Below are 25,510 nucleotides of genomic sequence, written 5' to 3'. Positions count from 1 at the left end.
GGCGCTTCCCTCCTAGTTGTTCTTCGGTATTTCCAGAATTGCTCCTCGGTTTCCTGAGGTGACCATGGATGCATATCTTGCAAGGTACCCCGTCTTGACTTTCGGTTCTCTTGGCATCCATTTTTCCTTTCTGCGTGCCATTTCCTCGTCCGAAATATCTACTTCCAATTTCAGTTCCGGTATATTTATCTTGATCAGATCTCCTTCCTCAAGAAGTGCGATCGGACCGCCTACGGCTGCTTCCGGAGAAACATGTCCGATAGAAGCTCCTCTGGAGGCGCCACTAAATCTCCCGTCTGTGATCAGAGCGACACTCGATCCCAACCCATAACCTGCGATCGCAGAAGTAGGGTTTAACATCTCCCGCATGCCCGGACCGCCTTTAGGGCCTTCATAGCGGATGACGATCACATCCCCGGGATGGATCTTTCCGTTTTTAATTGCTGCCGTAGCCTCCTCATCGCTTTCGAAGATTCTTGCCGGTCCTTCGTGTACAAGCATCTCCTCCACTACTGCGGAACGTTTTACTACACTTCCGTCCGGAGCTAAATTCCCTTTCAACACAGCAAGTCCGCCGGTCTCGCTGTAGGGATGTTCTATCGGACGGATAACTTCCGGATTCTTATTGATGCATCCCTCGATATTCTCTCCGATCGTCTTTCCTGTCACTGTCATACAATCTGTATGCAGCAGCCCCTTCTTATTTAATTCATGCATAACTGCGTAGACGCCGCCTGCTTCATTCAAATCTTCAATATATGTATGCCCTGCCGGAGCCAGATGACAGAGATTTGGGGTTTTTTCACTAATACTGTTGGCAAAATCAATCTCAAAATCCATACCGATCTCATGTGCGATTGCCGGAATATGCAGCATACTGTTTGTAGAACATCCCAATGCCATATCTACCGTCAATGCATTTAAAATCGCTTCTTCTGTCATAATATCACGAGGACGGATATTTTTTCGTACCAGTTCCATCACCTGCATCCCTGCATGTTTTGCAAGCTGCAGCCTTGCAGAATATACAGCTGGGATCGTACCGTTTCCTTTCAGTCCCATCCCCAAAGCCTCTGTCAGACAGTTCATACTGTTTGCTGTATACATGCCTGAACAGGAACCACAGGTAGGACATGCTTTATTTTCAAATTCACAGACATCTGCTTCTGTCATTGTTCCCGCCGCATAGCTTCCCACTGCTTCAAACATACTGGAAAGACTTGTCTTGGAACCTTTTACATGTCCAGCGAGCATCGGCCCTCCACTGACGAAAATGGTCGGAATATTTACACGTGCCGCGGCCATCAACAGTCCCGGTACATTTTTATCACAATTTGGTATCATGACCAGTCCGTCAAATTGGTGTGCCATCGCCAGTGCTTCTGTAGAATCCGCGATCAAATCCCTTGTGACAAGGGAATATTTCATTCCAATATGCCCCATCGCTATTCCATCGCAGACGGCGATCGCCGGAACCATGATCGGCGTTCCTCCTGCCATTGCGACTCCCATTTTTACCGCTTCTGTGATCTTATCCAAATTCATATGTCCGGGGACGATCTCATTATAGGAACTTACGACCCCGATCAACGGTCTGTCCAATTCTTCTTGTGTCATTCCCAGCGCATTGAAAAGGGAACGATGCGGTGCTTGCTGCACTCCTTTTGTAACAGTATCACTTCTCATCTTGCCTTCCTCCTGTTCTTTCGTTTTTTGCCTCTTTCATCTCTATTCAATATAGGAACAAATCTTGTCTCCCATTTGGGAAGTTCCAATCTGCTTCTTGCCTTCTGACATAATATCGATCGTACGGTAACCTTCTTTGAGCGTTTTCTCCACAGCTGCCTCAATTGCGTCAGCAGCTTTGTCTAGATCAAATGAAAAGCGCAGCATCATCGCCGCAGAAAGTATCGTTGCGATCGGATTGGCGATCCCTTTACCTGCAATATCCGGAGCCGAACCGCCACTGGGCTCATACAAGCCGAATTTTGTCTCATTTAAACTTGCGGAAGCAAGCATTCCGATAGATCCAGTCACCATACTAGCTTCATCAGAAAGAATGTCTCCAAACATATTTTCTGTCAGGATCACATCAAACTGCGCAGGATCTTTTACAAGCTGCATAGCACAATTATCAACCAGCATATGTTCCAACGTCACATCTGGATAGGAAGCGGCGACTTCCTCTACGATTTTTCTCCAAAGCCTGGAGGAATCCAAAACATTTGCCTTGTCGACGCTAGTCACCTTTTTTCTCCGTTTTCTGGCAATATCAAAGCCTCTTCTTGCTATTCTTCTGATTTCTTCTTCATTATATGTAAGTTCATCCTTTGCCGTCAATACTCCGTTTTCTTCCTGTGTGCTACGTTTACCGAAATACAGACCGCCTGTCAATTCCCGCATGATCATCATATCAAACCCATTTTTTGTAATTTCTTCCTTTAAAGGGCATGCCTCTTTTAATTGTTCATATAGAACGGCAGGCCGCAGATTCGCGAATAGGTTCAACTCTTTTCTTATACGCAGAAGTCCTGCTTCCGGACGCTTTGAGGGCTCTAACTTGTACCAGGGTGAAACTTTTGCATCTCCACCAATAGAACCCATCAGAACAGCCTGACTTTCTTTTGCCGCCAGGATCGTCTCCTCTGTCAATGGAATACCATGGACATCAATCGAAGCTCCTCCCATCAAAAGCTGTGTATACTGACAGGTAAATCCATACTGCTTTCCTGTCCTGTCTAGCACCTTCATTGCCTCTTCGACGATTTCTGGTCCAATCCCGTCACCTTTGATTACGCCTATCTTTAATTCCATCTGTCTTCATCCTTCCAACCATAAAAATACTAATTTTAATCATACTCCATTTCTACTGGTGTTTCAAGTATTTCATCCGAAAAAACAGAGCACTCTCCATTTTTTTATTTCCCCAGAAATCGAGTCAAAACAGCCACTGTATCCCCCTAAAAAAGCGTGCGTCGTTAGGCACACAAGCAGAAAGGGCGCTGATATTTCCCAAAATCAGCGCCCTTTCCTTATATATAGCAGGAATTCTATCCCTTTTGATACTCACTCTATACTTATTCCGCACTTGGCTTTTCAATCTGTGCGATCGCAGCTTTCTGCATAGGAATACGGCAGTTTTTATTATTGCCGAATTCTACGATAACGTCATCATCTGTGATGTCAATGATAACACCATAGAAGCCGCTTGTCGTCAATGCAGTATCTCCGACCTCCATTGTAGCGAGCATTGCCTGGATTCTCTTCTGCTCCTTTTTCTGCGGACGCATAAGAAGAAACCACATACCTCCTAATACTACAGCATAGATGAGAATAATACCTATCATATTCATCTTGTTTCTTTCCTCCTAACTCTATGTTCAAACCAATAAGACTACTATACACAATATTCAAATAATCTTCAAGTCTGTTTTTCATTTTCTGTCGGTTTTTAAGACAATTTTTATATTCTGAGGAAAACTTAAGACTTTTGTCCCATTCCTGCGAGCTTTCTTGCCTTATATTCTTTATATGTTCCTCCTTCTATCGCTTCTCGTATCTCTTCCATCATCGTATTATAAAAATACAAGTTATGCAGCACGCAAAGCCTCATCCCCAGCATCTCTTTCGCCTTTAATAAATGGCGGATATATGCTCTGCTGTAACTTCTGCATGCAGGACACTGACAATTTTCTTCGATTGGTCTGTCATCCAACTCATATTTTGCATTGAACAGATTTAGTTTTCCACGGTTCGTGTATACATGTCCATGACGCCCATTTCGGCTTGGATATACACAGTCAAAGAAATCTACTCCTCTATCTACTGCTTCCAATATATTCGCCGGTGTGCCCACTCCCATCAGATATGTAGGCTTATTCTGGGGAAGATATGGAACGACTGCATCCAAGATCCGATACATATCCTCATGGCTTTCTCCCACTGCCAGCCCGCCGACCGCATAGCCGTCCAGATTTAGTTCCGTAATCTGCTGCGCATGCGAGATACGAATGTCTTCGTAGATTCCACCTTGATTAATACCAAACAGCAGCTGCTGTGAATTCAAAGTTCCTGAGAGAGAATTCAGCCTATTCATCTCCTTTTTGCAGCGTTTCAGCCATCTTGTTGTCCGTGCCACAGACTTTTCCATATACGATCTGTCCGCCACACTGGAGGGACATTCATCAAATGCCATAGCGATGGTAGATGCCAGATTAGACTGGATCTGCATGCTTTCTTCCGGTCCCATAAAGATTTTTTTTCCATCAATATGAGAATGGAAGTGTACCCCTTCTTCTTTGATCTTCCTCAACCCTGCAAGAGAAAACACTTGAAATCCCCCGGAATCTGTCAGTATCGGCTTGTCCCAGTTCATAAATTTATGAAGTCCGCCTAATTTTCTGACGATCTCATCCCCTGGCCTTACATGGAGATGATACGTATTGGACAATTCTACCTGCGTCTTTATTGCACGCAGATCATCTGTCGATACCGCTCCTTTGATCGCAGCCGCAGTGCCTACATTCATAAATACCGGGGTCTCTATCGTACCGTGCACTGTGACAAGTCTTCCCCTCTTTGCTTTACCGTCTGTTTTTATCAGTTCATACATCTGTCATTTACTCCTGTTAATTGTGGATGATAACCGGGGTTCCCGTGGACAACATGCTGTACAGGGATGCCGCCTGGTCAAGAGGCATATTGATACAGCCGTGAGAGCCCAGACCATCCTGATACAAGCTCCCGCCAAAAGCCGGCTGCCAAGTTGCGTCATGGAAACCAATGCCGCTCCATGTCACTCGCATCCAATATGCTACAGGTGTCCTATATTCCGGCTCACCTGTAGAAGGATCGATCTCTCCTACCAGTGTCTCATTCTGGCTCATTTCTAAAATCGAATAAACTCCTGTAGGTGTAATCTTCGCCGGAATTGGTTCGCCTGTTACTACATCTGTCTCAAGCGCAACGCCTCCATCTATGATATACCACATATGCTGCGCAGATAAGTCCACTTCCAGATAGGTCGTTCCCCAGTCCTGTGCGCCATGAACTGCCGCCGTCTGATAATACGCCGGCTCTTTTGTCACAGTTTCTCCATTTTTAATACTGTTTGTCAATGCCTCAAATTCTGCGTCTTCATCTATAGACCATCCATAATCCCCACCGGAAACTTCGGTCGTTTTCCCCGTCGGAGTCGTGATCGTCCGGGTTGTGCCTTGTGTATCATAGGTATCCCCAAATTCTGTCAGCCATGTCCGCACTGCATCTGTATTAAATGTCACATTCATGTCTTCATCAACTGAAAGCCACTCAGATATCAACGTCTTGTCTACAACGACATTCTCACCCATTGTATAGGTAATATTCGCCTTGCAGTAGGTATTCATTGTATCACATGCAGCCTGCACTTCTTTGGAGTCTGCTGTATATTTAGGTTCTGCATAGCAGCCTTCCTTCTGCATATTTAATGCAGGCTTAAACTCTGTGATATACTCATGTATCTTCTCTGTCAGGATTTCCATATTCACGGCAGTTCCATAAACTTCCGGTTCTACAGTGAACTTCTCCCCATCAAATTTCGGCATAGCAGATATCGGCTGTGTCTGTTCTACTGTCACCGGTTTCAAATCGGCGATCAATGTATTCAGTGCATCTGTGTCATAGGATACATTGACCGTTACTTTCTGGGAATTTTTATCAAAAAATGCCTTCGGCCACAAAAAGCCATTCTGTTTTTTTACCGCTTCTTTTATTTCATTACTTTTTTTATACGTCAAGGAAATGGCATCTCCGTCGATCAGATCTGACTGATTGTCCTTCTCTAAAATTTTAAGCTGGTAGTCCTTTACCTGCTCTTTCATATAGTCTTCTACTGCTGATACAGACTTTCCTGAAAAATCATGTCCGTTAATTTCTGTATTGATAAAAAAATGCTGCATAAAAAAGACAGAAACACCTATATAAACTACTGCCAGTACGCCAATTATACTGCTGCAGATAATAAAAATCTTTTTCCCGGATCTTCTGACCTTTTTTTCTTTGTTTTTTCTTCTTTTCCGTCTCCTGTTTTTCTCTGTCGGAACGTCATCTTCCAAATCTTCTTCTCGTAAAATTTCTATATCATCATATCCACTTTCATCGTGTTCGTCATATTCACTATCTGTCTGCGCAGACGGAGCTTCTTCTTCAAATTCCTCCTCATCCAGATAGTACGTATCCTCTTCCGACGTAAGTACATTTCTCTTTTTTATGTCCTTATCGTTCATATAGTATAGCTCCTTCTCTTTTTCTCAACATCTGGACCCATTATATTACGAAACGGCAAAAAAGTACAGTATTATCTGCTTTCTTAAAACATTCTTAAAACATTTCCTCGCTCTTTGCCGACAAAGCTGCATGTTTAAAAAACATACATGACAGGCTGCCGCACAGACGTATATTTTTCAATCATTTTATGTACTTGTCAACAAAGGGTCTTTTCCTATATAATAAGTCTGTATGTCTATATAATACTATGAACAGAAAGGAGTTTTTCCATGAGTGGTTCTACATTTGGCAAACTATTTCGCATTACAACCTGGGGAGAATCCCACGGTCCCGCCGTTGGAGTCACAGTAGACGGCTGTCCTGCGGGACTTGCTCTTACAGAAAACGATATACAGGTATTTCTGGACAGGCGTAAGCCCGGACAAAATAAATATACAACAAGAAGAAGTGAGGAGGATACGGTAGAAATCCTCTCCGGCGTCTTTGAAGGGTACACGACAGGTACTCCTATCTCTCTTCTCATACATAATAAGGATCAGCGTTCCCGTGATTATGGGAATATAGCAGAAGTGTACCGTCCCGGTCATGCTGACTATCCGTTTCAGAAAAAATATGGTTTTCGGGACTACAGAGGCGGAGGACGTTCTTCCGGGCGAGAAACGATAGGAAGAGTCGCTGCCGGCGCTGTTGCTTCTCTTCTGTTAAAAGAGCTTGGAATTACTGTAACAGCATATACAAAATCGATCGGACCTTATACCGTAAAGGCAGACGCATACCATTTATCAGAAATCTCAGAAAATCCTCTTTTTATGCCTAGCAACGAAGTCGCCAAAAAGGCAGGCAGCTATCTGGATACCTTGATAAAGGAATTAAATTCCAGCGGAGGGACGATAGAATGTATCGCGCAGGGACTTCCTGTTGGAATCGGAGAACCTGTTTTTGACAAATTAGACGCTCTGCTCGCCCAAGCGATCATGTCTGTGGGCGCTGTAAAAGCGGTGGAAATTGGAGATGGTATTGCTGTATCCAACGCGATCGGCAGTGAAAATAATGATTCCTTTTTCATGGAAGGCGAGAAAATTGCCAAACGAACCAATCATTCCGGAGGAACTTTGGGCGGAATGAGTGACGGTTCTTGTTTGATCCTGCGCGCCAGTATAAAGCCTACTTCCTCTATCTCCCGGCAGCAACATACTGTTACTGTGGAAGGGCAGGATACGGAAATCTCCATACATGGCAGGCACGATCCGGTTATCGTTCCACGCGCCGTTGTTGTCATAGAATCTATGACAGCGATCACCCTGGCTGATCTGCTCCTGCAAAATATGGCCAGCCAGATGGAACACGTAAAAAAAATTTATGCGGAGGATAAAAATGTCGAATAAACTGATCGATATTGTCGATATTACAAAATCTTTTGACGGCAATCTGGTCCTGGACCAGTTAAATCTTTATATACGGGAAAATGAATTTCTTACCCTCCTTGGTCCAAGCGGATGCGGAAAAACCACTCTGCTGCGTATTTTAGGCGGCTTTGAAACTCCTGATCACGGTGATATTATTTTCAATGGGAAAAATATCAATCATCTGCCGCCCAACCGAAGACAATTAAATACTGTCTTCCAAAAATATGCGCTTTTTTCTCATATGTCCATCGCCGAAAATATCGCGTTCGGACTAAAGATCAAGAAGAAATCAAAATCTTATATCCAGGATAAAATACGCTATGCACTCAAACTTGTCAATCTGGAAGGTTATGATGATCGTTCTGTCGATTCTTTAAGCGGAGGTCAGCAGCAGCGTATCGCGATCGCACGTGCGATCGTCAATGAGCCTAAGGTACTGCTTCTGGATGAACCTCTTGGCGCTTTGGATTTAAAACTACGCCAGGACATGCAGTATGAACTGATCCGTCTGAAAAACGAACTGGGGATCACTTTCATTTATGTTACCCATGACCAGGAAGAAGCGCTGACTATGTCGGATACGATCGTTGTCATGAACCAGGGATATATCCAACAAATCGGCACACCTGAAGATATTTACAATGAACCGCAGAATGCCTTTGTTGCCGATTTTATTGGTGACAGTAATATTCTTCCTGCCACCATGGTACAAGATAAAGTTGTCAAAATGCTGGGAGCTGTCTGGCAGTGTGTGGATATTGGTTTCGGGCATAATACACCTGTGGACGCTGTTATCCGCCCGGAGGATATTGATCTTGTAAAACCTGGAGAAGGTACGATTGACGGCGTTGTCACACATTTGATCTTCAAAGGTGTCCATTATGAGATGGAAGTTCTCGCTAATAACTATGAACTTCTTGTCCACAGCACGGACATGTTTCCTGTGGGAACGGAAGTTGGGATCAAAGTCGATCCTTTTGATATTCAGATCATGAAAAAACCAGAATCCGAAGATGAGGAGGCAGTTGGAATTGAAGAGTAGGAAATGGCTTGCAGGCCCGTATCTATTCTGGTCTGTATCTTTTATTATCATCCCTCTTTTTATGATCGTCTATTATGGACTTACAGATAAAGAAGGCAGATTTACATTGTTAAACTTAGCACAGATCACGACCCCTGAGAATTTAAAAGCGCTGGGGCTTTCTTTGCTGCTCTCTTTTATCAGTACTTTCATCTGCCTGCTCCTTGCCTATCCCCTTGCTATGATACTGGCGGAAAAGAAAGTACGCCAATCCAGCTTTATCGTGCTCATCTTCATCCTCCCTATGTGGATGAACTTTCTTTTGCGTACTCTTGCCTGGCAAAATCTCCTGGAAAAAAATGGTATCATTAACAGTGTTTTGCAATTTTTCCATCTTCCTTCCCTGGAGATCATCAACACGCCTTATGCCATCGTGCTTGGAATGGTTTATAACTTTCTGCCTTTTATGGTGCTTCCTATATATAATGTTCTTGTAAAGATTGACAAGGATATTCTTTTTGCTGCCAGAGACTTGGGGGCTAATGCAGTACAGACATTTATGAAGATCATATTACCCCTTAGTATTCCCGGCATCATCAGCGGGATTACTATGGTATTTGTACCTTCTCTTACTACATTCGTCATTTCAGATCTGCTGGGAGGAAGCAAGATTTTGCTGATCGGAAATGTCATTGAACAAGAATTTAAACAAGGAAGCAACTGGAATGTCGGTTCCGGTCTTTCTCTTGTTCTAATGATTTTTATCATTGCCAGTATGGCTTTGATCGCAAAATATGATAAAAACGGGGAGGGAAATACATTTTGATGAAAAATATAATGAAAAAAATCTATCTGCTGCTTATCTTTTTTTTGCTGTATTCCCCTATTGCGACTTTGATCGTTCTGTCTTTTAACAATACAAAAACACGTTCCAAATGGGGCGGTTTCACAGGGAAATGGTATGTCTCTTTATTTCAGAATCAGGATATCATGAACGCTCTGTATACTACTTTGATCATCGCACTGCTATCTGCTCTGATAGCCACTTTATTAGGGACAGCAGCCGCTGTCGGCATACAGGTCATGCAGCCGAGAATACGTACGCTTCTTTTAGGGATCACCAATATTCCTATGCTCAATGCAGACATTGTAACTGGAATTTCCCTTATGCTTTTATTTATCGCTATGCGTTTCACTCTCGGGTTTTCTACAATTTTACTTGCACATATAACTTTTAATATCCCGTATGTTATATTGAGCGTCCTGCCTAAATTAAAACAAACAAATAAAAATACCTATGAAGCGGCGCTTGATCTGGGGGCTTCTCCTACTTATGCATTTTACAAAGTCGTATTTCCGGACATACTCCCTGGCATCTTCTCCGGTTTTCTTCTTGCTTTTACCATGTCCCTGGATGATTTCATCATTACGCATTTTACAAAAGGTCCCGGTATCGATACTCTGTCCACGAAGATCTACAGCGAGGTCAGAAAAGGCATCAAACCTGAGATGTACGCACTATCTACAATTATGTTCCTTACCGTGCTGCTTCTTTTGTTTCTCGTCAATTTCACGCCGGAGCATAAGGATACCAAAAGACCTTCCCACAAAAATACAGGAGTTTTCCTCTGGTTTAGTAAGAGTTTTAAATTCCTGTGCCGAAAAGTGGTCCCTGTTTTTATGATCCTTATGATCATCGTCGGCGGTGTTTTCTATCTTTCCAAAAACCCGGTGTCTACTTCCAATCAGGTGATCGTCTATAACTGGGGAGAATATCTGGATCCTAAAGTCATCTCTATGTTTGAAGAAGAAACGGGTATTCATGTCGTCTACGAAGAATTTGAAACAAATGAAATCATGTACCCTAAAGTCCAATCCGGTGCCATCGCTTATGATGTAGTCTGCCCGTCCGATTATATGGTACAGCGTATGATTGAAAATGACCTGCTTGCCGAAATCAACTATGACAACATTCCCAACCTACAGTATATTGGGGATGTCTATATGGAGCAGTCCAGGCAATTCGATCCAGATAACGCCTACTCCGTCCCCTATTTGTGGGGAACTGTCGGTATCCTTTACAACAAAACAATGGTAGACGGTCCCGTCGATAGTTGGGGGATTCTGTGGGATAAAACATATAAAGACAATATTCTCATGCAAGACAGTGTACGGGATGCGTTTGCTGTTGCACTAAAATACTTAGGTTACTCTCTGAATTCTACTGATTTAGATGAATTAGAAGCCGCAAAAAAATTGCTTATCGAACAAAAACCACTCGTCCAGGCTTACGTGATCGATCAGGTACGTGATAAAATGATCGGAAATGAAGCGGCGCTTGGTGTGATTTATTCTGGAGAAGCGCTCTATTGTCAGAAAGAAAATAAAGACTTGGAATATGTCATTCCAAAAGAAGGATCTAATCTTTGGATTGATTCCTGGGTGATTCCCAAAAATGCACAGCACAAAGAAAATGCAGAAAAATTTATCAACTTTCTCTGCCGCCCGGATATTGCTAAAATGAATTTTGACTACATTACATACTCTATCCCCAATACAGCAGGACGAGAATTGATTGAAGATCCCGCCATCCGCAACAGTACGATCGCCTTTCCAGATGCATCTCAGCTTACAAACTGTGAAACCTTCCAGTTTCTGGGCGACGAAAACGATGTGATCTATAACCAACTGTGGAGAGAAGTAAAATCTCAATAATATAAATTTAATGAAGCAACAAGCAGCGAAAAAACAGATCATACCATGTGTCATACTTACATGTAAACAGGGTACGATCTGTTTCTTTTTATTCGGCGATCGCCGATAGCAAAATGAAACATAAGAGGAATTGAGCTGGCACTGCGGAAGCGCTCGAAAGAATGTAAGTCTATATTCTATTCATTGATGATCAGCGCCATGAATTTTAATGGTTCTATCCCTATATTTTTGAGTGCATGTCCTTTTCCATCTGGAGTATAGGTCACATCGCCCGGTTTTACGCTGCGAATGCTGCCATTGTCATTATATTCACCTTCTCCCGACAAAATATAATATGTCTCGCTATTCTGGTGATGTTCATGATATCCAAGACTGCATCCATGTTCCAATGTAACTTCTGCATACATCTTGCATTTTCCATTTAATTCCTTATCTCCCAACAGACGTTTAATGATCACATGCCCCTCTCCGCCGCACATATTTTCTACTCTTTCTATTTTCATGTCTGAGCCCTCTTTTCTCTTTATTTTTCCAAATGCTGGAATATTTATTTTCGACCGTCTCTAATTTTATCACCTTTGTACATACTCTGTCCAGCAGTTCTCTGCTGTGGCTCGCCGCCAGTATCCCAATCTTTCTTTTGCTGCATTCATTCAGCAGAAACTCCCATATCTGGCACTGTGTCACTGCATCCATCATTGTGCTGATTTCGTCTGCCACCAGATATTTGGTCCTCTGTCCCAGTGCTCTTGCAATACAAAAACGCTGGAGTTCTCCGCCAGAAAGTTCCTGGGGAAAGCGTTCCAACCATGTATCCTCGATACCTAGTTTCTCGATCACTTGTCTTTCTATCCTATCCCCTTCTGCTAAAACAGATTTCATTTTCAACCGTGGATTTACACACATTTCCGGATGCTGCCAGATCATTTGCACCGGGCAATACTTCTGTTTGCCTATTGGTTCTCCGTCAATGAATATCTGACCACTATCTGGTTTTAAATAACCGCTCAAAATTTTCATCAGTGTCGTCTTTCCTGTTCCGCTAGGCGCCTGGATACCAATTCGCTCTCCTTCTCTGATTTCCAGACTGATGTCCCTTATGATTGTTTTTCTTGCTGTTTGATTTTCTTTATAAGAAAATGTGATATGCTCTGCATTTAGACTCATGCAAGCGTACTCCTTTCGTTATATCCTAGGTTTTTCACACACCGCACCTTACCGCCATCTATCGATCTAAAGGGAATCTTTCCTTCACATTTTGCATCTGCAAATGGACAACGAGACCGATAGACACAACCTTCTCCTACAGAAGCAGCCAAAGGCTGTCTGCCGGGCACAGATACAAAAGCATTGCCGGGCAATGCCTGCCATAGTGCCCGTGTATAAGGATGGCGCAGTTTTTCTTCTTTAAAATCACGGGCATTTGCCTCTTCCAGCGTCGTTCCCGCATAAAAAACGACGATCCGATCCGCTGTCTTAACCGCCATATCTAAATCATGCGTGATGAAAAGCACGCCATTTCCTTCCTTTGCAAATGCTCTGAAATCCTGCATAGCCTGCACAGCAAGTGCCTGCTCTACCCCTGTTGTCGGTTCGTCTGCGATCAAAAGACGAGGCCGTTCGATCAATGCGGTACACAAAAGGATCCTTCTCAACATCCCGCCTGAACATTCATGTGGATAAAAGTCTTCCACTTCTTCTGGAAGTCCATATTTTAAAAATAATTTTCTTTGCATATCTTTTCGTTCGGGACTGTTCTTCTGACCTCGCACCTGTCTTCCTACTTTCATAAGAGGATCCAGATATGTGACATTCTGCGGCACCAGAGCAATTTTCTTTCCTCTGTACTGTTCTGTCTTTTCCTCAGTCAGACATTCTCCGTCGAAACAGATGGTTCCTTCTTTTTGGGAATTCTCCGGTAATATTCCTAGTATTGCATGTGCAAGAAGACTTTTCCCAGAACCACTTGATCCAACAACTGCTACAATCTCTCCGGCATGCACCTCTACACTCAGATCATTGATCGCAGATACCCACTGCTGCGAAAATGCTTCTGCATACTGCCGAAATGTCACAGATAAATGTTGTATTTCTACTATCGGCTGTTTCACTTCACACATTCTACTCTCTGGCTCCTTTCGGATCTTGCAGGCGCTTGACAGAATTTCCCATGCGATCAAATAAAAATACAGTGCATACAAGCATCATCCCCGGAAATAAAGCCAACCACCATTTTCCTGTTATCAAATACTGCATACTTTCTGATAAGATCACCCCAATGGCAGGCTCCTTCGCAGAAAGTCCAAAACCCAAAAATGTAATACTTGCTTCATGCAATATAGCATGGGGAAACAGTAAGATCAACCCTGTTAAAAATTGTGGTATGAGCTGGGGCAATATATGCCGCACCGCTGTTTTAAGCTTTCCGTGTCCAAGTTTTAAAGAAATCTGCACATACTGGCTTTCCTTGATCTGTAATACTTCCCCTCTGATCACACGCGCCAAAGAAGGCCAATGCGTCAGAGCAACCGCAAGCACAACTCCTTTGAAACCCTTACCAAAAGCAAAGGAGACAAGAAGCAAAAGCAAAATATGTGGGATTCCCATGATCATATCAATAAGAAAGGAAATCACACTGTCCACTGCTCTCCCCATGATTGCCGCCGCAATCCCAAGAAATAACGCAATACAAGCACTGACTGCGGCAGACACTGTCCCTATACATATACTTAAAGAAAGCCCTGCCAATGTCCGCGCCCACATATCCCTCCCCATCCAGTCTGTTCCAAATAGGCAAGAAAAAGAAGGCGCCTGATTCTTCCTTGTAAAATCTGTCAAAAACGCAGTTTCTCTTAGTGCGCCCCCCAATATTGCAACTGCAGCTAAAAAAACAAGACAGAGACTAACTGTAAATGCTGTTTTTTTTCTTAGATTCATCTTGTTCTCCCCCTTCTCCTCATGCGGGGGTCTATCAGTGGATAGAGTATATCCGCGATCAGGTTCCCGATAAAAACAATCGCGGCAGTTACGAGTGTAATACCGAGTAAAAGAGGAACATCGCTTCCTGTCCCAGCAGTCACTGCCGCCTGCCCAAGTCCGGGATAAGAAAATACTTGTTCTACCAGAACAGAACCGCCGATGATCTCACTGACAGAAGCAAATTGCAGCGTTAATGCCGGAAACAGCATGTTCCTCAAACCATGTCGCAGAATACGGCTCTTTTTCTTTTCTCCCCGTGCCATGGCAAAAAGCATATACTCGCTTTCCATCACCTCTGCCATTTTCTCTCTTGTATGGAGGGCTATATTTGCGATCCCGGTAATACTTAAGGTCAATGCCGGAAGGATGGCATGCAGGACGCGCTCCTTAAGTGTCACATCCGAAGCTGCCATTCCGATCGGTACGCTAAAACCTACCGGAAGTATTTGCAGCCAGACGGCAAAGATCAAAAGCAGTAAAAGCGCCAGCCAAAATACAGGTGTGCTGGAAATCAGAAGACAATATCGTCTTACAACCTTATCCAGCCAGGAATCACGATAACTTCCCGCTAATATACCGAGTACAAGACCGATCATTCCGGAAAATGTCCAGGAGATCAGAAGGAGTAAAAAAGAATTCGACAGCTTTTCTGCAATTACTTTTGTCACGGGTCTTCTATACAGCAAAGATGTCCCCATATCACCTCTAAGCATATCACCTGCCCAATTCACATAACGTTCTGCTGGTTTCATATCCGTCCCCCAATAAGACTGCAGCTTTTCAATCTGCTCTCGGCTCATACTTCCCATTGCAGCCTGTCCCACATTTGCCTGCAAAGGATCCACAGGAGAAGCACTTACAAGCGCAAAGGCGGCAATACTAACTGCCGCCAACAATAAAAGCATTCTTATACATTTCTTTACGACCAAACAAACGATTTCCCTTGCCACTTTTACTCATTCCATTCCCATTGATCTACATTATTTACGATCGACCACCCATGTCCATGTGGATGGATCTTCTGCTCTGCCACCTGCAGACCATCCCGTACGAAATAGAGATGTTCTGCATTGCACAGCCATATCCAAGGAATATCTCCCTCCTGTACAATACCTGTCTTTCCATCCCACTGTGCCTGTTTCCACAATTCATAAGACTCTTCCAACGTGTCTGCTTTCAAGGCTTCTTCCATATACGTATCCACAGCCATATTGGCATAAGGAGAATACTGTGCATATTTTTCTCCAGGCACGGTGTGGTAAATGTTATATACCTCCATCGGGGTGTGAGCTCCCCATCCCCAGACCAGTGCATCTGTCTGCGCCCTGTCATAAGCGGTATCCCACCCCACGCTTTCTGTTTCTACAGCAATACCTATTTCTTTTAATTGATTCGCCGTATCTTCTGCAAGTGCCTGCCTGACAGAATCATCATGACTGAACAGCAATGTGAATTCCGCTTTTACGCCATCTTTTTCCCGTATACCATCCTTGCCTTCCTCCCAACCTGCTTCTTCCAGTATTTCTTTTGCTTTCTCCGGATCATACTCTACCTGCGATGCTTCATTATACCAAGGAAGCTTGTCACATACACTATAGGCAGGTGTGCCATATCCGTTTAATACGTTTGTAATCATTTCTTCTCTGTCGATTCCTATATTGATCGCCTTTCTGATCGCCGCATCACTTGTCACATCATTTCCCTTTTTCATCCCGTCATCTTCATAAGCTGGTACTGCCGGAAGATTAAATCCTCTATTATCCACCGTTTCAACTTCCAGTAGTCCATATCCTTCTACTTCCTGTTCTGCATAGGAAGCAGAGGTATATGCAACGTCTACCTGCCCGCTCATTGCCGCCGCAAGAGAAGCATCCTCTTCCATAAAGAGTATGGTGACTTTTTTTATCTTAACTTCGCTGCCATAATACTCTGGGTTTGCCTCTAAAATCACCTGTTGTCCTTTATCCCACTGTTTTAGGATATAGCGTCCTGAGCCAATGGGATTCTCCCCATAAGTTTCATCATAGGCATGCTCTGGTACGATCCCTACCGTTGCCATCGTATAAGGCCAGATCGAATACGGCGTATTCATATAAAATCTGACTGTATCCTCATCCACTGCTTCTGCCCTGTTGAGCATAGTAAAATCATTGACACTGCTTTTCTCTTTGCATACATTATAGGTAAAGGCAACATCCCCTGCTGTCAGTGGCTCCCCATCTGTAAAAAACACATCTTGTTTAATGTCCACAGTCCAGATCAGTCCATCCTCACTGACAGAATATCCCTCTGCCAGATCATTTTCCACTTCCAATTCTTCTGTTGTCACCGTAAGCGTGCTCTGTATCAAAGGCTCATGCACATGCTCACCGGCTCCCCAGCCAGAAGCAGGATCGAATCCAGCTTCCGGTTCTGATGTAACGGGCATGGTTACAATAACCTCATTTTCTTCTCTCGTTTCTTTTGCCTGCTTGGCCGTATCTGCTTTTTTTTCTCCTGCACATCCTGTCAACATCATGGAGGCTGCGAGAATGCAGGCTGTGACCAGGTTCCTTCTTTTCACTCTGTCTTCCTGCCTTTCTATGTACATATATTCTTCCATAAGATATTTTTATCTGTTTCCTGTTGTTTCTATTGTATCATCTGTATAGATATGTACAAGCCCTGGGTGGGGATACGTATACGGCTGTATCGATATGACTGAAGGAAGATTTAGGGTTTTTCTACTCTCAATTTTACAAGGCTGTTTGCCTTCTTCTTCAGATTTTCTCTGTATCCTATCCCTCGATAACGATGGATCTGCTGCGTGGTACGCCCCATCTGATCTGCCGTCTGTTCTTTCGTTGCGCCATACGCAAACAAATTGTATGCGCAAGTATTTCGCACATCCTGCGCACTATAAGACGGGAGTCCTGCCAACTGTGTATACTTTTTCATCATACGACTTATATACATGCTGTTCAGTCTGCGCTTGCTTCGGTTATAAAAAAGACTCTGGCATCGTTCTCTGCCCTCCATATATATTGCCAGGATCTCCCACGCATCCTCTGGAATATAACAGGGGTCTTCCCTCCCCTGCAGCAGCGAATAGACACCGTCCTCATATATTAAAAAATCTTCTTCCCCGTTTAAAGAAATAATCTCACTGGAAGAAAGTCCCGCCCGGTACAAAAGTGTCAAGATTGTATATGCCATTCTGTCTTCTCTTGCCGCGTCCAACAATGCATCCATATGCTCTACAGGAACAAATCGGGCAAATTTCTCTTCTTTAGCCATCTCTTTTAAATATGGATAAAAGTAATCTTGGAATGTCTCGTTTGCCGTCTCATCCTTTTCTTCTGTAAATACTGCAAATGAATGTAGTTCCCGGAATTTTTTCGTGGCAGTAAGCGCGCTGATCTTCCTTTCTTTTATATTTTTTTTCAGGAACGAAAAATAGGATTCCACATCTTCTGCCTCAGTCTTTACAAAAGGCTTTTTTGTATAACGACAAAATTCTTGTATATCTGACCAATAGGAAAAAGAAGTCGTATGGCTTTTAAAGTGCATACAGAATAAATCCCATATTTTCATATTGACAAATTCCTCTTGAACGTTTTGGATCATTAGCCGCGCCCTCCCAGCCTTGTTTATATTTCTTTTTATATGTTATTTATATTATTCATACTATAACATTTTTATGTTTTTCTATCAACCTCTTATTTGCTTTTCTTTTATAATTACTCTCCTTTGTCTTTTTAAATATGCTATAATGTTAAAAATAAATAAGAAAATATAGCGAGGATTTTATATGGAATTTCAAAAGATCAGCTCCCCTTCTCTTAAAGAGCTTTTTATAGAACAATTAGAGCATATGATACTCTCCGGCAAGTTGAAGATCGGAGAAAAACTGCCACCGGAACGCCAACTCTCAGAAATGATGCAGGTCAGCCGTGCCGTTGTGAACAGCGGTATAACGGATCTTGAAAAGAAAGGGTTTCTTATCGTAAAACCAAGAAGTGGAACTTACGTGGCAGATTATCGCAGAAAAGGAACGCTTGATACATTGATGTCTATTATGAAATATAATGGCGGAAAGATCCGCAATGAGGAAATACGTTCCATTTTTGAAGTCCGCACTGCCCTGGATACGCTGGCTGCAAGACTGTGCATTGATCGGATCACGGATGAAGAAGTGCAAAGTCTGTTTCAGATTGTAGAACATATCCGCACTTCCCAAACAGTATCTGAAGCAATCCAGTATGCCTTTGACTTCCAGCATGAATTTGCCCTTCTCTCCAAAAATACGCTCATCCCTTTGATATTTCAGTCTTTCCGCGCCCCAGTATTTACTATGTGGGAACGATTCTGTGATCTATACGGTATAGAAACACTCTATGAAAGTAATCTTACGATGTGGACCTATATACGTGATCGGGATACAGAAGGCGCAGTCAACTGGATCGAACAATCTATGCAGCAATGCATTGATGGAAACTGGAAAATCTATTATGACTAAACTTGTTTTCTAAATACAGACTGCCGCATCTAATTTTTTACTCTTAGATGCGGCAGTTTTTAGTATATCTACTCCGGCAAACTTACCTGTATTTATTTCATTTCTTCAGCTCTTGCTATCGCCAGCTTAAAGTCTCTTTGATCTGTAAATATTTCATTTTTATATGGATTCTTTCTCTGCTCTTTCGCCCGTTTGATGATCACCGCCAGAACGATCACATTTGCCGCAAGGGCAAGGATCGCGATGATTCCCTGCATAGTCGGATCCGCAGATGTCGGTCTTACAGCGGCATCCATCACACCATCCGTATATACAGAAGAGATTGTCGTAAATTTACTGTTGTCCTGGAACAATGGAAATACCTGGGCAAACATACACCATAACGCCAGCGTATTCGCACGGTTTTGGATCCAGCCGCCTTTATTCCACAAGGCATTGGCAAAGGTTGGCGCCAGAAGAAGCGCAAGCCCACAATACCACGCATGCGTAGGTAGATTGTTATACGTGTATTCAAAATTCCACAGATCATAGGCAATAATAAAGCAGAATGTCATATCCGGCCACAGCATATCCTTTTTATCTTTTGAAGAATAGATTCCCCACCAGCCAGTCATACATAAAATATTTAAGATACCTGCAATTCCATTTACCCAGTTCCACCATCCGCCGTAAAGCCATACATTTTCTGAGGAAAGCCACCAACGGTCCCCATGTTCTGCAAGCGCCATAGCGCCTCGGATCCCCGACTCAAAATCGCTGGCTACCGCAATTAGAATATTGATTGCTACGATCAAAAAAGGAAAGATTTTAAACCACTCCTTTTTCCCTATGCTCCATTTATATTTCAGCATCATAAATCCGATACATCCCGCTGTAGCCGCATATAATTTTGCATAATGGAACCAACTGTTCATATGCGTATACGTAGGATTATTCAGCGCCCACTCTGCTCCTCCTGCCGCGCCCACATAAATCGCGATGAAATATATCGTCAAAGCCGCCGGCAAGATCAAAAAACAGAAGATTCCACCTGCTTTTGTGCGTCTGGCAATTTCATTTGCCAAGATCAATCCCGCAAACACCAACAGCCAGCCTAAAAACTGCCAGCCTGCATTATCCCCATAAATCTGAAATAACATCTTTCATTCCTCCTTCTTTTTTGCTCTCATGCCCGTTTTCTTGCTTTTAGCGGGCTTCTATTTCCTTGATATTAAACTCATTTCCCACTGCCAGATACGTATGCCCACTCTGACAGTATGGGCAGATCTTACCATATTTCACAGTACTGTATGTACTGCCGCAGTCTTCGCAGAAAGTCACCGCTTCTATTGTCTCTGTAATAAGTTCCGCCTTTTTTAATAAATCGGACTTTCGAACTGCCCATTTCCAGCAATCTTTTAAATAGGCATCTACGACCCCTGACACCTCGCCAATCTCCAATGTCACATTTGCGATCTCACTTAATTGATTTTCCTTGCCGATCTTCTCCAGACTGTCCATAATATGAAATACGATTCCCAACTCATGCATTTTATTTTTCCTTATCTTTCCTGCCGAACCTGATCTTTACTTCTCGCTTCAGCATATAAGGCAGGATTGCTTTCATCTTATCTTCTGCCTTGTACATCTTACTGCACTCTGGATGCTCTCTGTACAGATGAATCGCATCAAATTCACATTTTGTCGTACAGACTCCGCAGCCGATACATTTATTTTCGTCTACAACCGATGCGCCACAGCTTAAACATCTTGCAGTCTCTGCTTTCACCTGCTCTTCCGTAAATGTTTTCCGTATATCTCTAAAAGAATGTCTGCTGTCGGTATCTGTGTCTTTTCCGGGTATCTGCCTGGAAGAAGTATCATAAGTATCCAAAAGAATATTTTCTTTATCCAGTTCCTTGAATTTTCTGCGGTTTCTTCCTATCGTCAGACTGCTGTTAGGCTGTACAAAACGATGGATAGAAACTGCTCCTTCTTTTCCTGCAGCGATCGCGTCAATGGCAAATTTAGGTCCCGTATAGACATCGCCGCCCACAAAAATATCCGATTCTGCAGTCTGATAGGTAAGTTCATCAGCTATCACTTTATTTCCTCTTCCCAGTTCTACTTTGGAATCTTTCAGAAGATCTCCCCAGACGATACTCTGTCCGATACTCAAAAATACATGCTCACATTTCACTGTGATCGTTTCCTTTTCATCATATGTAGGTGCAAAGCGCCCATTCTCATCAAACACAGAAACACATCTTTTTAAAACGATCCCACAGACTTTTCCGTTTTCCTGCAAAATCTCTTTCGGTCCCCATCCACAGTTTACTTCCACACCGTCTTCTTTTGCTTCACCTATTTCCTCGTCAGACGCCGGCATTTCTTCTTTGCTCTCCAGGCTAAACATTTGCACCTGGTCAGAACCACAGCGGACACTGGTCCTCGCCACATCCACCGCTACATTGCCGCCTCCAATGACAACCGTTCTGCCTTTGACTTCCATTGGCTGTTCTGCAACTGTTTTCAGGAAATCCACTGCCGTCATGACACCTTCTGCATCTTCACCCGGTATCCCGGCCATACGGCCACCCTGACAGCCGACAGCGATATAAAACGCCTTATATCCCTGTTTTCTAAGTTCTTCTAACGTGACGTCTCTGCCAACTTCTACACCGCAGCGGATCTCCACACCCATCTTACGTATCACATCGATCTCTGCCTCTACGACATCTTTCTCTAATTTAAAAGATGGTATTCCATATACCAACATACCGCCGGGACGTTGATTTTTCTCAAACACAGTCGGTTTATATCCTTTTTCGGCCAAATAAAATGCACAGCTTAATCCCGCAGGTCCTGCTCCAATGATCGCGATCTTCTCCGTAAACAACCTTCCTGTTGTAGGCGGTACGATAGGAGGGATATAGCGTTCTTTTTCATCCAGGTCTTTTCTTGCGATGAATTTCTTCACTTCGTCGATCGCCACCGCTTCATCCACCGTACCTCTTGTACAGGCATCCTCGCACCTTCGATTACAAACATGCCCGCATACCGCCGGAAATGGATTTTCCTTTTTGATCAATGCGAGTGCATCTGTATATCTTCCTTGGGCAGCCATTTTCAAATAGCCCTGCACGGCAATGTGCGCAGGACAGGCTGTCTTGCAGGGAGCTGTTCCGGTATCGTAACAGTTGATCCGGTTGTTGTCCCGGTAGTCTTCATCCCATTTTTCCGGTCCCCATTTCACGCGATCCGGCAATTCCTGTTTCGGGTAAATCACAGGTCCATCCTTTGTGCACAGCTTCTGCCCCAACTTGACCGCTCCCGCCGGACAATATTCCACACAGCGTCCGCATGCCACACAATCCTCTGCCGTTACCCGTGCCACATAAGCAGAACGAGAAAGATTTGGCGTATTAAAAAGCTGCGAGGTCCGCAGTGCATAACATACATTCACGTTACAATTACAGATGGCAAATATCTTGTTTTCTCCGTCAATATTGGTGATCTGATGTACAAAGCCATTGTCTTCTGCCCTTTTTAAGATTTCCATTACCTCGTCATATGTAATGTAGCGGCCGCCCTTATTCGTCTCTACCACATAATCCGCCATATCGCCTACAGCAATGCACCAGTCCGCCGGATCATCGGCGCATCCTTCATCAAATGTCTGGCGGGACATTCTACAGGAACAGGGGCTTGCAGCATATTTTCCTTCATACTTTTTCAGCCAGTGTGAAATATGCTCAATATCCACAGACTGATTTTCCATCTCGATCGCCTTTTCCACGGGAATAACATGCATACCGATCCCGGCTCCGCCCGGCGGCACCATAGGCGTTACTTTTTCAAGCGGCAGACGAGACATACGCTCAAAGAAACGGCCCAATTCCGGATGCTTTTCCAGCTGCTCTTTATTCATATTGGTAAACTCTGCGCTTCCCGGCACAAACATAGGCAGTACATACTGCTTTTCATGTGCCGGATTTTCCCAATTATATTCCAAAAGTCCCACAACACACATTTCATGCAGCAGTTTTTCTAGCTCTTTTTCCTCTTTTTTTGTTGCCTTCAATAATTGCCGGAAAGTCATAGGCTTACGGACTTTCATCTTCAGCGCCACTTCTGCCATCTCGTCTGTCACTACACTGGCAAGTCCCCAATATTCCGGATCCTCTACCGTCACCTTATGTCCGATCCGGTCCGTAATCTTCTGCCCTAATTTCAAAATCAGTGTCCGTTCTTCACTCATCCCTCTGCTCCCTCCTGAAACATTCTTACTTCTCTTTCAAGCCATTCACACCATTTATCTATTCCCTCTTTCGTCTTTGCAGAAATGGGAATAATCTCTGCCTCCGGGTTTCTCATCCTGATATTTTCCTTACATTTTTCCATATCAAAATCAAAATACGGCATCACATCCGTCTTATTGATCAGCACTACATCACAGACAGAAAACATAAGCGGATACTTTAACGGTTTATCGTCGCCTTCTGGTACACTTAAGATCATCACGTTTTTTATCGCTCCGGTGTCAAACTCCGCAGGACAAACCAGATTTCCCACATTTTCCAAAATCACCAGATCCGTTTCCTTCGTTGTAAGTCCCTCTAACCCCTGCATTGTCATATCTGCATCCAGATGACACATACCTCCCGTATGCAGCTGGATTGTTCTGACCCCCATACTAGCAACTGCCTGAGCATCTACATCTGAATCTATATCTGCCTCCATAATACCGATACGCATCTTTTCTTTCAATTGTTCGATCGTACGGAGCAGTGTCGTTGTTTTACCGGCGCCCGGCGACGCCATCAAATTCAAAAGAAATACTTTTTCTTCTTTTAATGTATTTCTGACTTCTTCCGCCCGTCTGTCATTATCCGCAAAAACACTCTGTTTGATCTCCAGGACTCTAAATTCTTCCATTTTCTCATCCCTCCTCTTCATAATTGGTCATACCAGATTTTGTTACTTTTTTATCATTATACTATTCCGTATAAATTATGTCAATTATACAGATAAATATTGTGCAATTATATTGAATATTAAACTTTTATAAGTAATATTACAAAATAAACAATTTTGGTATCTGGTATAACCAATTCCATTTATTGTAAACCGATACTATCTCTTCATACTTTTCGTGTCAAAAAATTGGGTAGCGTATGATACAACACCTCTGTTGGAAATAAAAAACACCGTATTACTACGATGTTTTTCTGTCTTTCATATAGATTTTCGCATTCCACAAACTGGCAATTTTCGAGTTCGTTTACTTAAAAATATCTTGATAATTGGGATGGTAATACACCTATAAGGTATCCGGTATCGCTGTTATCTCCAACATATTTCAACATTATACAACAAATTAACTACCTGAACGGGCTCTTAATTGGCTTAGAAATGAAATAGAAAAAATAAAATAGAATGTAATCTGTGTTTTTAGATGTAGACTTGTGGGTGTAGACTTAGTGTAGACGTAATGTAGGAGTGGTCTGTATTTCCATACATCGAACCACTCCTTACTGCTCTTAAAACTCTTTATTTTACGCTGTTTCTTAGAATTTACCTTCTTTTGCTGCTTCCTCGATACTTACAGCTACTGCAACAGTCATACCAACCATCGGATTGTTTCCTGCTCCGATCAGACCCATCATCTCTACGTGAGCCGGTACGGAAGAAGAGCCTGCGAACTGCGCATCAGAATGCATACGTCCTAAAGTATCTGTCATACCATAGGAAGCCGGACCAGCAGCCATGTTGTCCGGATGCAGTGTACGTCCTGTACCACCGCCGGATGCAACGGAGAAATATTTCTTTCCTGCTTCAATACATTCTTTCTTATATGTTCCTGCAACCGGATGCTGGAAACGTGTCGGATTTGTTGAATTTCCTGTAATAGAAACATCCACGCCCTCTTTCCACATGATTGCTACGCCTTCACGGACATCATTTGCTCCATAGCAGTTTACTTTGGAACGAAGTCCGTCTGAATAAGCCGTTCTGGATACTTCTTTAAGATCTCCTGTATAATAATCATATTCTGTCTGTACATAAGTAAAACCATTGATTCTGGAAATGATCTTTGCGGCATCTTTGCCAAGACCATTCAGGATAACACGAAGTGGTTTCTTACGTACTTTATTCGCCTTCTCTGCGATACCGATCGCACCTTCTGCTGCCGCAAAGGATTCATGCCCTGCCAGGAATGCGAAACAGTCTGTTTCTTCTTCCAAAAGCATTTTTCCAAGATTTCCATGTCCCAGACCTACTTTTCTCTGATCTGCAACAGAGCCAGGAATACAGAATGCCTGCAGTCCTTCACCAATAGCTGCTGCTGCGTCTGCTGCTCTTGTACAGCCTTTCTTGATCGCAATCGCAGCGCCTACGATATATGCCCAGCATGCGTTTTCAAAACAGATCGGCTGAATCCCTTTGATCTGATTGTAAACATCCAGTCCAGCATCTTTTGTGATCTTCTCCGCTTCCTCCAGAGAAGCAATGCCGTAACTGTTCAATACTTCATTGATTTTATCAATTCTTCTTTCATATGATTCAAATAAAGCCATTTACTTGTCCTCCTCGTTATGAACACTTAGCATGTGTATTTTCCATGCTTACGTGCAATACATG

The 25,510-nt window shown here is 43.2% G+C and carries 22 protein-coding genes; 5 read left to right on the top strand and 17 right to left on the bottom strand.

Annotated elements, in window-relative coordinates:
• Nucleotides 1-12: 12 nt before the first annotated feature.
• The 5 genes from ilvD to BN3282_RS11705 all read right to left on the bottom strand — a co-directional run bounded on the left by ilvD (nt 13) and on the right by BN3282_RS11705 (nt 6,266).
• A complete protein-coding gene (gene ilvD, locus BN3282_RS11725) occupies nt 13-1,686 on the bottom strand; it encodes a dihydroxy-acid dehydratase (protein WP_059069395.1) in 1,674 nt (557 codons plus the stop codon).
• Between the two features lie 42 nt (nt 1,687-1,728).
• The gene (leuB, locus tag BN3282_RS11720; protein WP_059069393.1) at nt 1,729-2,814 is read right to left on the bottom strand and encodes a 3-isopropylmalate dehydrogenase; all 1,086 of its coding nucleotides are present in this window, start codon (nt 2,812-2,814) and stop codon (nt 1,729-1,731) included.
• A gap of 263 nt (nt 2,815-3,077) precedes the next feature.
• Nucleotides 3,078-3,353 carry a preprotein translocase subunit YajC gene (gene yajC / locus BN3282_RS11715; protein WP_330382204.1) on the bottom strand — a complete coding sequence of 92 codons (276 nt, stop codon included), beginning with the start codon at nt 3,351-3,353 and terminating at the stop codon, nt 3,078-3,080.
• A gap of 128 nt (nt 3,354-3,481) precedes the next feature.
• Complete coding sequence (gene tgt, locus BN3282_RS11710) at nt 3,482-4,612, bottom strand: tRNA guanosine(34) transglycosylase Tgt (RefSeq protein WP_059069392.1); 1,131 nt, start codon at nt 4,610-4,612, stop codon at nt 3,482-3,484.
• Between the two features lie 16 nt (nt 4,613-4,628).
• On the bottom strand, nt 4,629-6,266 hold the full coding sequence (locus BN3282_RS11705) for a L,D-transpeptidase family protein (RefSeq protein WP_082667538.1): 1,638 nt from the start codon (nt 6,264-6,266) through the stop codon (nt 4,629-4,631).
• Nucleotides 6,267-6,536: 270 nt separating this feature from the next.
• Here BN3282_RS11705 and aroC point away from each other — a divergent pair, with 270 nt between their 5' ends.
• From aroC to BN3282_RS11685, 4 genes are read left to right on the top strand one after another with little or no spacing between them, the layout of a single operon-like run.
• Nucleotides 6,537-7,652 carry a chorismate synthase gene (gene aroC, locus BN3282_RS11700; RefSeq protein WP_059069391.1) on the top strand — a complete coding sequence of 372 codons (1,116 nt, stop codon included), beginning with the start codon at nt 6,537-6,539 and terminating at the stop codon, nt 7,650-7,652.
• Nucleotides 7,642-8,715 carry an ABC transporter ATP-binding protein gene (locus BN3282_RS11695; RefSeq protein ID WP_059069389.1) on the top strand — a complete coding sequence of 358 codons (1,074 nt, stop codon included), beginning with the start codon at nt 7,642-7,644 and terminating at the stop codon, nt 8,713-8,715. The genes aroC and BN3282_RS11695 overlap by 11 nt, the downstream gene beginning before the upstream one ends.
• Nucleotides 8,705-9,520 carry an ABC transporter permease gene (locus tag BN3282_RS11690; protein WP_059069386.1) on the top strand — a complete coding sequence of 272 codons (816 nt, stop codon included), beginning with the start codon at nt 8,705-8,707 and terminating at the stop codon, nt 9,518-9,520. Before BN3282_RS11695 ends, BN3282_RS11690 begins: the two co-directional genes overlap by 11 nt.
• On the top strand, nt 9,520-11,409 hold the full coding sequence (locus BN3282_RS11685; protein WP_330382249.1) for an extracellular solute-binding protein: 1,890 nt from the start codon (nt 9,520-9,522) through the stop codon (nt 11,407-11,409). The genes BN3282_RS11690 and BN3282_RS11685 overlap by 1 nt, the downstream gene beginning before the upstream one ends.
• A 176-nt stretch (nt 11,410-11,585) precedes the next feature.
• Here the strand turns inward: BN3282_RS11685 and BN3282_RS11680 are convergent, their stop codons facing one another.
• The 7 genes from BN3282_RS11680 to BN3282_RS11650 form a co-directional block, all read right to left on the bottom strand.
• On the bottom strand, nt 11,586-11,912 hold the full coding sequence (locus BN3282_RS11680) for a cupin domain-containing protein (protein WP_059069383.1): 327 nt from the start codon (nt 11,910-11,912) through the stop codon (nt 11,586-11,588).
• Nucleotides 11,857-12,576: an ABC transporter ATP-binding protein gene (locus BN3282_RS11675; protein ID WP_082667537.1), complete on the bottom strand. Its 720-nt coding sequence runs from the start codon at nt 12,574-12,576 to the stop codon at nt 11,857-11,859. The genes BN3282_RS11680 and BN3282_RS11675 overlap by 56 nt, the downstream gene beginning before the upstream one ends.
• Nucleotides 12,573-13,529, bottom strand: a complete 957-nt coding sequence (locus BN3282_RS11670) for an ABC transporter ATP-binding protein (protein ID WP_059069382.1) — start codon at nt 13,527-13,529, stop codon at nt 12,573-12,575. The genes BN3282_RS11675 and BN3282_RS11670 overlap by 4 nt, the downstream gene beginning before the upstream one ends.
• 1 nt (nt 13,530) lies before the next feature.
• Nucleotides 13,531-14,346: an ABC transporter permease gene (locus BN3282_RS11665; RefSeq protein ID WP_059069381.1), complete on the bottom strand. Its 816-nt coding sequence runs from the start codon at nt 14,344-14,346 to the stop codon at nt 13,531-13,533.
• Nucleotides 14,343-15,293, bottom strand: a complete 951-nt coding sequence (locus BN3282_RS11660) for an ABC transporter permease (protein ID WP_082667536.1) — start codon at nt 15,291-15,293, stop codon at nt 14,343-14,345. Before BN3282_RS11660 ends, BN3282_RS11665 begins: the two co-directional genes overlap by 4 nt.
• A gap of 47 nt (nt 15,294-15,340) precedes the next feature.
• Nucleotides 15,341-16,978, bottom strand: coding sequence for an ABC transporter substrate-binding protein (locus BN3282_RS11655; RefSeq protein WP_059070433.1), 1,638 nt, complete (start codon nt 16,976-16,978; stop codon nt 15,341-15,343).
• Between the two features lie 122 nt (nt 16,979-17,100).
• Entirely contained in the window at nt 17,101-17,994 is an 894-nt protein-coding gene (locus BN3282_RS11650) for a tyrosine-type recombinase/integrase (RefSeq protein WP_059069378.1), read from the bottom strand.
• A gap of 184 nt (nt 17,995-18,178) precedes the next feature.
• On the opposite strand from BN3282_RS11650, the gene BN3282_RS11645 reads away from it, so the two are divergent.
• Nucleotides 18,179-18,886, top strand: coding sequence for a FadR/GntR family transcriptional regulator (locus BN3282_RS11645; protein ID WP_059069376.1), 708 nt, complete (start codon nt 18,179-18,181; stop codon nt 18,884-18,886).
• A 92-nt stretch (nt 18,887-18,978) separates the two neighbouring features.
• Here the strand turns inward: BN3282_RS11645 and BN3282_RS11640 are convergent, their stop codons facing one another.
• From BN3282_RS11640 to BN3282_RS11620, 5 genes are all read right to left on the bottom strand, one after another.
• The gene (locus BN3282_RS11640) at nt 18,979-20,025 is read right to left on the bottom strand and encodes a DUF5692 family protein (RefSeq protein ID WP_059069374.1); all 1,047 of its coding nucleotides are present in this window, start codon (nt 20,023-20,025) and stop codon (nt 18,979-18,981) included.
• 46 nt (nt 20,026-20,071) lie between these two features.
• Nucleotides 20,072-20,416 carry a hydrogenase maturation nickel metallochaperone HypA gene (locus BN3282_RS11635; protein WP_059069373.1) on the bottom strand — a complete coding sequence of 115 codons (345 nt, stop codon included), beginning with the start codon at nt 20,414-20,416 and terminating at the stop codon, nt 20,072-20,074.
• A 1-nt stretch (nt 20,417) separates the two neighbouring features.
• Nucleotides 20,418-23,126 (bottom strand): FAD-dependent oxidoreductase, encoded by a 2,709-nt coding sequence (locus tag BN3282_RS11630; protein ID WP_059069370.1) that lies wholly within the window; start codon nt 23,124-23,126, stop codon nt 20,418-20,420.
• Nucleotides 23,123-23,803, bottom strand: a complete 681-nt coding sequence (gene hypB, locus BN3282_RS11625; protein ID WP_059069369.1) for a hydrogenase nickel incorporation protein HypB — start codon at nt 23,801-23,803, stop codon at nt 23,123-23,125. Before hypB ends, BN3282_RS11630 begins: the two co-directional genes overlap by 4 nt.
• A 632-nt stretch (nt 23,804-24,435) precedes the next feature.
• A complete protein-coding gene (locus BN3282_RS11620; protein WP_059069367.1) occupies nt 24,436-25,446 on the bottom strand; it encodes a GGGtGRT protein in 1,011 nt (336 codons plus the stop codon).
• Nucleotides 25,447-25,510: the final 64 nt, after the last annotated feature.

It is taken from the genome of Mediterraneibacter massiliensis (genome assembly GCF_001487105.1).
Lineage (GTDB): Bacteria > Bacillota > Clostridia > Lachnospirales > Lachnospiraceae > Mediterraneibacter > Mediterraneibacter massiliensis.
The sequence above is the reverse complement of the archived record's forward strand: the minus strand, read 5'-3'. Positions and strand labels throughout refer to the sequence as shown.